This is a genomic window from Hoeflea sp. BAL378 (genome assembly GCF_000759435.1).
Lineage (GTDB): Bacteria > Pseudomonadota > Alphaproteobacteria > Rhizobiales > Rhizobiaceae > Hoeflea.
Genome location: NZ_JRJG01000075.1, coordinates 1 through 10,628, shown reverse-complemented (window position 1 = coordinate 10,628; position 10,628 = coordinate 1). Strand labels below are relative to the sequence as shown.

8 protein-coding genes and 1 pseudogene are annotated in these 10,628 nt (G+C 66.1%); 8 read left to right on the top strand and 1 reads right to left on the bottom strand.

The features are described 5' to 3' along the window. The 8 genes and pseudogenes from LL06_RS16420 to LL06_RS16385 form a co-directional block, all read left to right on the top strand. Window positions 1–344: pseudogene (locus tag LL06_RS16420) on the top strand (UxaA family hydrolase); the annotation flags it as partial. Between the two features lie 86 nt (window positions 345–430). Continuing rightward, window positions 431–1,435, top strand: a complete 1,005-nt coding sequence (locus LL06_RS16415) for a putative sulfate exporter family transporter (RefSeq protein ID WP_035529271.1) — start codon at window positions 431–433, stop codon at window positions 1,433–1,435. Between the two features lie 300 nt (window positions 1,436–1,735). Further along, window positions 1,736–3,295 (top strand): ABC transporter substrate-binding protein, encoded by a 1,560-nt coding sequence (locus LL06_RS16410; protein ID WP_035529268.1) that lies wholly within the window; start codon window positions 1,736–1,738, stop codon window positions 3,293–3,295. Window positions 3,296–3,379: 84 nt separating this feature from the next. Further along, complete coding sequence (locus LL06_RS16405; RefSeq protein ID WP_345775686.1) at window positions 3,380–4,360, top strand: ABC transporter permease; 981 nt, start codon at window positions 3,380–3,382, stop codon at window positions 4,358–4,360. Next, a complete protein-coding gene (locus LL06_RS16400; protein WP_201772346.1) occupies window positions 4,357–5,289 on the top strand; it encodes an ABC transporter permease in 933 nt (310 codons plus the stop codon). Before LL06_RS16405 ends, LL06_RS16400 begins: the two co-directional genes overlap by 4 nt. Beyond that, on the top strand, window positions 5,286–6,113 hold the full coding sequence (locus LL06_RS16395) for an ABC transporter ATP-binding protein (protein WP_035529253.1): 828 nt from the start codon (window positions 5,286–5,288) through the stop codon (window positions 6,111–6,113). The genes LL06_RS16400 and LL06_RS16395 overlap by 4 nt, the downstream gene beginning before the upstream one ends. A 6-nt stretch (window positions 6,114–6,119) precedes the next feature. Beyond that, window positions 6,120–6,890 (top strand): ABC transporter ATP-binding protein, encoded by a 771-nt coding sequence (locus LL06_RS16390; protein WP_035529250.1) that lies wholly within the window; start codon window positions 6,120–6,122, stop codon window positions 6,888–6,890. A 47-nt stretch (window positions 6,891–6,937) separates the two neighbouring features. Next, window positions 6,938–8,017 carry a dipeptidase gene (locus LL06_RS16385; RefSeq protein WP_244447161.1) on the top strand — a complete coding sequence of 360 codons (1,080 nt, stop codon included), beginning with the start codon at window positions 6,938–6,940 and terminating at the stop codon, window positions 8,015–8,017. Window positions 8,018–8,402: 385 nt separating this feature from the next. Here LL06_RS16385 and scpA read toward each other — a convergent pair whose 3' ends face one another. Then, window positions 8,403–10,541, bottom strand: a complete 2,139-nt coding sequence (scpA, locus tag LL06_RS16380; RefSeq protein ID WP_035529245.1) for a methylmalonyl-CoA mutase — start codon at window positions 10,539–10,541, stop codon at window positions 8,403–8,405. Between the last annotated feature and the right edge of the window lie 87 nt (window positions 10,542–10,628).

Genomic DNA, 10,628 nt, shown 5'->3' with positions numbered 1-10,628 from the left:
AGGGCCTGTACTTCATGGACTCGTCATCGGCGGCGGCGGAATGCGTGACGCTGATGGCCGCGGGCGGCTATGTGGTGCACACCTTCCCGACCGGGCAGGGCAACGTGATCGGCAACCCGATCGTGCCGGTGATCAAGATCACCGCCAACCCGCGCACGGTCCGCACCATGGGCGAGCATGTGGACGTCGACGTGTCCGGGATCCTCAGGCGCGAGATGACCATCGACGAGGCCGGCGACGCGCTGATCGAGATGATCCTGCGCACCTCCAACGGCCGCGCCACCGCCGCCGAGGCGCTCGGCCACCGCGAGTTCTCCATGACAAAGCTCTATCGCTCGGCGTAAGCCCGTGTGATGTTTGACAGTGATCGCCCGGGCATCAGAGTCCGGGCGATTGTTTTAAGCACATGACTTTCCTGGAGCCTTCGATCATGGCCTCGTTTTCCGACCTGCGGACGCGTACGCGCACCCTGTTTCCGGGCCTGCTGCTGGCCGTGACAATCGCCGCGGCGGCGAAGTTCCTGTCCGAGCACTACGCCGCGCCGGTGATGCTGTTCGCGCTGCTGATCGGCATGGCCTTCAATTTCATGGCCGATGAGAACAGCACCGGCAAGGGCGTGGTCTTTGCCTCCAAGACCCTGCTCCGGACCGGCATCGTGCTGCTCGGCGCCCGCATCACGCTGGGCGACATCGCCGGCATCGGCGCCTCGGGGCTGGTGACCGTCGCGAGCCTGATGGCGCTCACCATCGGCTTCGGCTTCATCTGCGCCCGATTGTTCTCGCGCGGCTGGCGCTTCGCCGTGCTCACCGGCGGCGCGGTGGCGATCTGCGGGGCCTCGGCCGCGCTGGCGCTGGCCGCGATCATCCCCCACAACGACAAGACCGAGCGCAACGTGCTGTTCACCGTGGTCGCCGTCACCACGCTCTCGACCATCGCCATGATCATCTATCCGGTGCTCTCGGCGCTGGGCGGCCTCACCGACGCGCAGAGCGGCTTCCTCATCGGCGCCACCGTGCACGACGTGGCGCAGGTGGTGGGCGCCGGCTACTCGATCTCGACCGAGGCCGGCGACATGGCCACCATCGTCAAGCTGCTGCGCGTGACGCTGCTGCCGGCGGTGCTGATCATCCTCGCCCTGGCGCTCGCCCGCCGCGAAAGCGGCTTCTCGCAGGTCAGGCTGCCGCTCTTCGTCGTGGGCTTCGGCGCGGTGACGCTCGCCAACAGCTTCGGCCTCATTCCCGCGGCCCTCGCAGCCCTCCTGGTCGACGCCTCCTCCTGGTTGCTGGTCATCGCCATCGCGGCGCTGGGCGTGCGCACCAACATGAAGGCCATGCTCGATCTCGGCTGGCGGCACGTGGCGGTGATCGTCCTGGAGACGGTGTTCCTGCTGGCGCTCGCCTGGGTTGCGGTGTCCACCGGCCTCGCTGGCGTTTGACCGCAGAAAGGTCCGTTAAGAGCGGCTAATCCATCAAAAAATTCCATGGGTTGATCGCGTCAATTTCATGGATCGCGCCGGAAAACCCGGCTTTTCGATCCGGTCCCTGCGGCGGCGCCTGCTTCCGGAGCGAACCTGCGCGGAAGCCGTGCTTGACAGTGCAATAGGCCTGTGACCTGATTGTCGCTTCGGCAGTGCGACAGGGGAAAATGTCCCGCGCCTGCAAGCATGGTATCGGGAACATTCTAACTGGGAGCTTTTGTTGTGAAGCACGTTCAAAAATTCGTGGCCGTGGCGCTGATGTGCACCGCCGCCGCCTTCGCGCCGGTCAAGGCGCAGGCCGAGACGCCGGCCGACACCCTCATTCAGGCCTGGGCCATCGACGACATCATTTCGCTCGATCCGGCCGAAGTGTTCGAATTCACCGCCTCGGAACTGCTCGGCAACACCTATCAGGGCCTGATCGGCTATGACGTCAAGGACGTGTCGAAGATCTTCGGCGTGATCGCCGAGAAATGGGAGATCTCCGAAGACGGCAAGACCTTCACCTTCACGATCCGCCCGGGCATGAAATTCGCGTCCGGCAACCCGATCACCGCCGAGGACGCCGTCTACACGCTGCAGCGCGCCGTCAAGCTCGACAAGTCGCCGGCCTTCATCCTCACCCAGTTCGGCTTCTCGGCCGACAATGTGGATGAAAAGATCCGCAAGACCGGCGACATGACCTTCGAATTCGAGATGGACAACAATTACGCGCCGACGCTGGTGCTCTACTGCCTGACGGCGACGGTGGGCTTCATCGTCGACAGCGAGTTGGTCAAGAGCCATGAGGTTGACGGCGATTTCGGCTACAACTGGCTCAAGACCAACTATGCCGGCTCGGGCGCCTTCTCGATCCGCGAATGGCGCGCCAATGAAGTGGTCGCCATGGACCGCAACGACAATTATTCCGGTGACCCAGCGCCCATGGCGCATGCCATCTACCGTCACATCCCCGAGGGCGCCACCGAACGCCTGCTGCTTGAGAAGGGCGACATCGACATCGCCCGCAAGCTGACCCCGGAAGACATCACGGCGCTTTCGAGCAACCCGGACATCGCCATCGACAAGGGCGTCAAGGGCTCGATCTACTATCTCGGCCTCAACCAGAAGAACGAGTATCTCTCCAAGCCGGAAGTCCGCCAGGCGATCAAGTACCTGGTCGACTACGACACCATCGCCGACACGATCATGAAAGGCATGGTCGTCAAGCACCAGGCCTTCCTGCCGTTGGGCTTCCTCGGTGTTCTGGAAGACAACCCCTTCTCGCTCAATGTCGAAAAGGCCAAGGAACTGCTGGCCGCGGCCGGCCTGCCCGATGGCTTCTCGGTGACCATGGACACCCGCAACACGGCCGACATCACCGCGATGGCGCAGGCCATGCAGCAAACCTTCGCCGAGGCCGGCATCAAGCTCGAGATCATCCCCGGCGACGGCGGCCAGACGCTCACCAAGTATCGCGCCCGCACGCACGACATCTATATCGGCCGCTGGGGTCCCGACTATCAGGATCCGCACACCAATGCCGATACGTTTGCGCGCAACCCGGACAATTCCGACGACGCGAAGTCCAAGCCGCTGGCATGGCGCAACGCCTGGGACATTCCGGAAATGACCAAGAAGGCCGATGCCGCGGTGCTGGAAGCCGATGCCGCCAAGCGCGCGGAAATGTACATTGAATTGCAGAAGGAATCGCAGGAGACCTCGCCCTTCGTCATCATGTTCCAGGAAATCGAAGTCATTGCCCGTCGCAAGAACGTCGAGGGCTTCGTTGTCGGACCGTCGTTCAACGACAACTCGTTCAAGGCAGTGACGAAGTAAGTGACTGACATCACCATTCAATCGGAAGGGCGCGCGAGCGCCCTTCCTGGCTGGATCATCAAGTTCGGCAAATTGGCATCGACCGTGGCCGTTACCCTTTTCGGCCTGCTGCTGGTCACGTTCCTGATCGGCCGCGTGGTTCCCGTTGATCCGGTGCTCTCCGTGGTCGGCGACCGCGCCTCGCCCTCGACCTACGATCGGGTCTATCTGGAACTCGGGCTCGACCGGCCGCTGTACGAGCAATTCTATCTTTACGCCAAGAAGGCCGTCACCGGCGATTTCGGCGAAAGCCTGCTGACCAAGAAGCCGATCATTTCCGACATCGCCCGCGCCTTTCCGGCGACGCTGGAGCTTGCCACGGTGGGCATCATCATCGGTACGCTGCTGGGCATTCCCGCCGGCGTCTGGGCCGCCGTGCGGCAGGGCCGGCTGATCGATCAACTCGTCCGGATCTTCGGCCTTGTCGGCTACTCTGCGCCGATCTTCTGGCTCGGCCTGATGGGACTGTTGCTGTTCTACGCCAAATGGGGGCTGGTCGCCGGTCCCGGCCGCATCGACATTTCCTATGAATATGCCTTCACCTCGAAGACCGGGCTGATGCTGCTCGACACCGCCATGCAGGGCCAGTGGGCCGCCTTCCGCAACGTGGTCTCGCACATCGCCCTGCCCGGCGCGCTGCTCGGCTACCTGTCGATGGCCTATATCGCGCGGATGACGCGCAGCTTCATGTTGAACGAACTGGCGCAGGAATACATCGTCACCGCGCGCGTCAAGGGCGTGGCCGAGTGGCGCATCATCTGGGTGCACGCGCTCAGGAACGCCGCCGTGCCGCTGGTCACCGTGATCGCGCTGTCCTATGCCCATCTGCTTGAAGGCTCGGTGCTGACCGAAACCGTGTTCGCCTGGCCGGGGCTCGGCCAGTACCTGACGAATTCGCTGCAGAACGCCGACATGAACGCCGTGCTTGGCAGCACGCTCCTGATCGGCATGGTGTTCGTCGGCCTCAATATTCTCTCGGACCTGCTCTACACGCTGCTGGATCCGCGCGTGAGGAGCCGCCTGTGACAGAGCTTGATGCAGACCATGCCAACCAGGGCTTGCGGCAATGGCTGCTCAGCGAGCAACCGGCCTCGCGCCGCCAGGCCCGCTCGGGCCAGGCCTATCGCGCCTGGCTGGCCTTCCGCGCCAACAGGCTCGGCATGCTCGGCCTTGGCATCGTGCTGGCACTGGTGCTGGTGGCGATCTTCGCCGGCTTCATCGCCCCCTACGACCCGCTGCTGGGCGGCGACCTGAGGACCGAGCGGCTGCTGCCGCCGTCCTGGGACCATCTGATGGGCACCGACGATCTCGCCCGCGACATCTTCAGCCGCGTCGTCCACGGCTCGCGGGTAACGCTGCTGGTCGTGGGGCTGGTGGCGATCATCGCCACGCCGGTGGGTCTGCTGGTCGGCACCACGGCGGGCTATTTCGGCGGCTGGGTCGACACCGTGCTGATGCGCGTCACCGACATCTTCCTCGCCTTCCCGCGGCTGATCCTGGCGCTCGCCTTCGTGGCGGCGCTCGGACCCGGCATCGAGAACGCCATCATCGCCATCGCCATCACCTCCTGGCCGCCTTACGCGCGGCTGGCGCGCGCCGAGACGCTCACCATCCGCAACGCCGAGCACATCGACGCGATCCGCCTGCAGGGCGCCTCCTCGGGCCGCATCATCTGGGGCCATGTGGTGCCGCTGTGCCTCTCCTCGGTGATCATCAGGGTGACGCTCGACATGGCGGGCATCATCCTGACCGCGGCGGGCCTTGGCTTCCTCGGCCTTGGCGCGCAGCCGCCGCAGCCCGAATGGGGCGCGATGATTGCCGCGGGACGCAAGTTCCTGATCGACTACTGGTGGGTCGCCACCATGCCGGGGCTCGCAATTTTCATAGTCTCGCTGGGGTTCAATTTCCTCGGCGACGGCCTGCGCGACGTGCTCGATCCGAAGGCGCAGAAATGAGCCCGCTTCTTTCCGTCGAAAACCTGCGCATCTCGTTTCCCTCGCGGCAGGGGCCGGTCGAGGTGGTGCGCGGCGTCTCCTTCACCCTCGGCCGCGAGCGGCTCGGCATCGTCGGCGAGAGCGGGTCCGGCAAGTCGCAGACCGGCCGCGCCATCCTCGGCCTCACCCCGGTCTCGGGCAAGGCCACCGCCGACCGGCTGGAGTTCGACGGCATCGACCTGCGCAATGCCACGCCGGCGAAATGGCGGAGCCTGCGCGGCGCGCGCATGTCGATGGTGATGCAGGATCCGAAATTCTCGCTCAACCCGGTGATGACCATCGGCAAGCAGTTGATGGAGGCGGTCAAGTTGCATGGCGGCGCATCCGAGGCCCGCGACAAGTCGGTCGCCATGCTCGAGGCCGTGCAGATCCGCGACCCCGGCCGGGTGATGGCGGCCTATCCGCACGAACTCTCCGGCGGCATGGGCCAGCGCGCCATGATCGCCATGATGCTGGTGACCGAGCCCGACCTGCTGATCGCCGACGAACCGACCTCGGCGCTCGACGTCACCGTGCAGATCGAGGTGCTGCGCATTCTCGACCGGCTGGTGAGCGAGCGCGGCATGGGGCTGATCTTCATCAGCCACGATCTCGAACTGGTCTCGACCTTCTGCGACCGCGTGCTGGTGATGTATGCCGGCCGGGTGGTCGAGGAGCTCGACGCAGCGAAGATGAACGAGGCGAAACATCCCTACACAAGAGGCCTGCTCGGCTGCCTGCCCAAGATTGTCGGCGACGTCCGCCCGCTGCCGGTGCTGGCCCGCGACGCGGCCTGGCTGGAGTAGACCCGGATGGCGCTGATCGACATCGAGAACCTGGAAGTCACCTTCGGATCCCGCGGCCACGTGGTGCATGCGCTGCGCGGCGTGTCGCTGTCGGTGGAGGAGGGCGAGAGCTTCGGCATCGTCGGCGAAAGCGGCTCGGGCAAGTCTACCGTGCTGCGCGCCGCCTGCGGCCTGGCGCCGGTCAGCGGCGGCCGCATCCTCATCGACGGCGTTCCGGTGGCGACCCCGCGCGACGCGGCCTTCTACCGCCGGGTGCAGATGGTGTTCCAGGATCCCTACGCCTCGCTGCACCCGCGCCACACCATCGACCGGGTGCTCTCCGAGCCGCTCGCCATCCACGGCTTCGACCGGCGCGAGGCGCGCGTCGAGCAGGCGCTGGTCGAGGTCGGGCTCGGCGCGGGCTTCCGCTTCCGCTACCCGCACCAGCTTTCGGGTGGCCAGCGCCAGCGCGTCGCCATCGCCCGCGCGTTGATCCTGGAGCCCAAGGTGATCCTGCTCGACGAGCCGACCTCGGCGCTCGATGCCTCGATCCAGGCCGAGGTGCTCAATCTTCTCGACCGGCTGCGCGCCGAGCGCGGGCTCACCTATGTGCTGGTCAGCCACGATCTGGCCGTGGTCTCGCACATGTGCGAGCGGCTGATGGTGATGCAGAACGGCCAGGTGGTCGAGCAACTGACGCGGCAGGCGCTTCAGGATCACGCCACGACCAAGGACTACACACGCAACCTGCTGACCGCGAGCGAGGGCTTTACCCGCAGTCCGGTCCCCCATTCCTGACCTTGCCCCGAGGCGCCGGGACCCGGCGTCGCCAGGAGGGGCGCGCTATGAAAGAGCACACCATGGCCGACATGCCGTTTTTCGATGGGCACAACGACTTTCTGCTGAGGCTGCTGCGGGCGCCCGGGGAGCGCGAGCGGATCTGGCTTGAAGGCGACGGCGCCGGCCATCTCGACCTGAAGCGCATGCGGCAGGCGGGCTTCGCCGGCGGCTTTTTCGCCATCTACATCTCCTCGCCGCACGAGGAGGACGCGCCCGATTACCAGGCGATGATGGACAGCCCGCCCTACGACCTGCCGCTGCCCAAGCTGATGAGCGCAGACCAGACCCAGGCCACGGCGCTGGCCATGGCCGGGCACCTGATGTGGATGGAGCGGTCGTCCCAGGGCGCGCTCAGGATCTGCCGCAGCATGGCCGATCTTCGCGCCTGCCTCGACACCGGCACCATCGCCGCGATCATGCACATGGAGGGCGCCGAGGCCATCGGCCCCGATCTCGACGCGCTCTATGCCTTCCACGCCATGGGCCTGCGCTCGCTCGGCCCGGTCTGGAGCCGCCCGACGGTGTTCGGCCACGGCGTGCCGTTCCGCTTTCCGGGCGACCCCGACACCGGCCCGGGCCTGACCGATGCCGGCAAGGCGCTGATCCGCGCCTGCAACGAGCTCAGGATCATGATCGACCTGTCGCACCTCAATGAAAAGGGCTTCGACGACGTCGCAAGGATTTCCGACGCGCCGCTGGTCGCCACCCATTCCAATGCGCACGCGGTCACCCCCTCCACCCGCAACCTGACCGACCTGCAGCTCAGGATGATCCGCGAGTCGGGCGGCATGGTCGGCCTCAACTACGCCACCGTGTTCCTGCGCGAGGACGGCCGCAAGGCCACCGATTGCGGCTGGGACCCGGTGATGCGCCATCTCGACCACCTGCTCGAGCAGCTCGGCGAGGACCATCTGGGCCTCGGCTCCGATTTCGACGGCGCCGAACTCCCCGACGTGATCGGCGACGTCACCGGCGTGCCGGCGCTGATCGCCGAGATGCGGCAGCGGCAGTATGGCGAGGCGCTGATCGAGAAGATCGCCCGGGGGAACTGGGTGCGGCTTCTGGAGCGGACCTGGGGGGCGTGAGGCGAAGCGCCTAGGCTTTCGATGCCGTCATGCCGGGCTTGACCCGGCATCCATGTCGCCCGCCCACCCCTCATCCGTCTCCGGGCGTTCACGGAACGTCCGGATCCACCTTCTCCCACGAGGGGAGAAGGGAGGGCCGCCTGCGGCGGGCCCGGCGCCGTGTATCGAGAGGCGGCGGGGAGCCAGCTAACCGGATTAGATAAGCGTAGTCCCCGCCGCGAATCTTGCTTTCTTACAGGGGCAGGAGGGGAGGAGCCCGGCCGCCGGGGGCACGGTGAACATCCTTCCCGTTTCAATCTGGAACCAAGGCGTCCAATCTGGCACCATCCTCCCTTCTCCCCTTGTGGGAGAAGGTGGCCCGAAGGGCCGGATGAGGGGGCTTTCCTCACACGTTGCGCAGCACCCCCGAAATCCGCGCCAGCACGGCATTCGCGGCATCCAGCACATTCGACCCAGGGCCGAAGATCTCGGCCACGCCGGCCTCGCGCAAAAAGGCGTAGTCCTGTTCGGGGATGACGCCGCCGACGACGACCTGGATGGCTTCGCCGCCCTTGTCCCGGAGCCGGGCGATCAGGTCGGGGACGAGCGATCTGTGGCCGGCGGCCAGCGAGGAGACGCCGACGACGTCGACGCCAAGCGTCACCGCCTTGACCGCCACTTCCTCGGGCGTCTCGAACATGTCGGTCATCTCCACCTTGAAGCCCATGTCGGCGAATGCCGTGGCGATCACCTTGGCGCCGCGGTCGTGGCCGTCCTGGCCCATCTTGGCGACCAGCACGTAAGGCGCGCGGCCCTTGTCGGTGGTGTAGTCGGCGATGCGCGCGCGGATCGCCTTGTATTCGGGATCGTCGTGATAGACATCCTCGTAGACGCCGCCGATCACCTTGGTGACGGCGTGGTGGCGGCCGCCGAAGCCGCGCTCCATGGCGTCGGAGATCTCGCCCAGCGAGGCGCGGGCCCGGGCGGCGTCGATCGCCGCGGCAAGCAGGTTGCCTTCGCCGGAGGCCGCCACCTGTTCCAGCGTGGCGATGGCGGCGAGATAGGCCTTGGAATCGCGCGTCTCGCGCATCTTGTTGAGCCGCGCCACCTGGCCCGCGCGCACCTTGTCGGTGTCGATGTTGAGGATGTCGACCTGCGGCTCGTCGTTGAGGCGGAAGCGGTTGACGCCGACAATGACGTCCTCGCCGCGGTCGATCCGCGCCTGGCGGCGGGCGGCCGCCTCCTCTATGCGCATCTTCGGCAGGCCGGTTTCCACCGCCTTGGTCATGCCGCCCAGCGCCTCCACCTCGGCGATCAGCTCCCAGGCCTTGTCCATCAGCTCGGCGGTGAGCTTTTCCACATAATAGGAGCCGCCGAGCGGATCGACGACATTGGTGATGCCGGTCTCGTGGGCCAGGATCAGCTGGGTGTTGCGGGCGATGCGGGCGGAGAATTCGGTGGGCAGCGCGATCGCCTCGTCGAAGGAATTCGTGTGCAGCGACTGGGTGCCGCCAAGCACCGCGGCCATGGCCTCGAAAGCGGTGCGGACGATGTTGTTGTAGGGGTCCTGCTCGGTCAGCGACACGCCCGAGGTCTGGCAATGGGTGCGGAGCATCTTGGAGCGCTCGGACTTGGCGCCGAAATCACTCATGATCTTCGACCACATGGCACGCGCGGCGCGCAGCTTCGCCGCCTCCATGAACACGTTCATGCCGATGCAGAAGAAGAACGACAGCCGGCCGGCAAAGGCGTCGACGTCGAGCCCCTTGGCCTGGGCGGCGCGGACATATTCCATGCCGTCGGCGAGCGTATAGGCGAGCTCCTGGGCGAGCGTCGCGCCGGCTTCCTGCATGTGGTAGCCGGAGATCGAGATCGAGTTGAACTTCGGCATTTCGGCCGCCGTGAAGGCGATGATGTCGGCCACGATCCGCATCGAGGGCTCGGGCGGATAGATATAGGTGTTGCGGACCATGAACTCCTTGAGGATGTCGTTCTGCACCGTGCCGGTGAGGTCGGCGCGTTTCACGCCCTGTTCCTCGCCGGCGACGATGAACATCGCCAGCACCGGGATGATGGCGCCGTTCATGGTCATCGACACGCTCATCTCGCCGAGCGGGATGCCGTCGAACAGGATCTTCATGTCCTCGACCGAATCGATCGCCACGCCCGCCTTGCCGACATCGCCGGTCACCCGCGGATGATCTGAATCGTAGCCGCGGTGGGTGGCAAGGTCGAAGGCCACCGACAGGCCCTTCTGCCCGGCGGCGAGGTTCCTGCGGTAGAAGGCGTTGCTCTCCTCGGCGGTGGAGAAGCCGGCATATTGCCGGATGGTCCAGGGCTGGCCGGCATACATGGTCGAGCGCACGCCGCGGGTGAAGGGGGCGAAGCCCGGCAGGTCGCCGGCCACGCCCTCGGGCAGGTCTTGCGCCGTGTAGAGCGGCTTCAGCGTGATGCCTTCCGGCGTCTCGGTGTTGAGGCTCTCGACGGGCTTGCCCCTGAGATCCTTGCTGGCGAGCTCGAGCCAGTCGCGGGTGGTCTTGGTCATGTCAGTTCCTTTCGCCTCGCCCGTGAGGGATGGCGGCCTGCGCGATCCGTCCCCCTCCCCCTTGAGGGGAGGGGTTAGGGGTGGGGG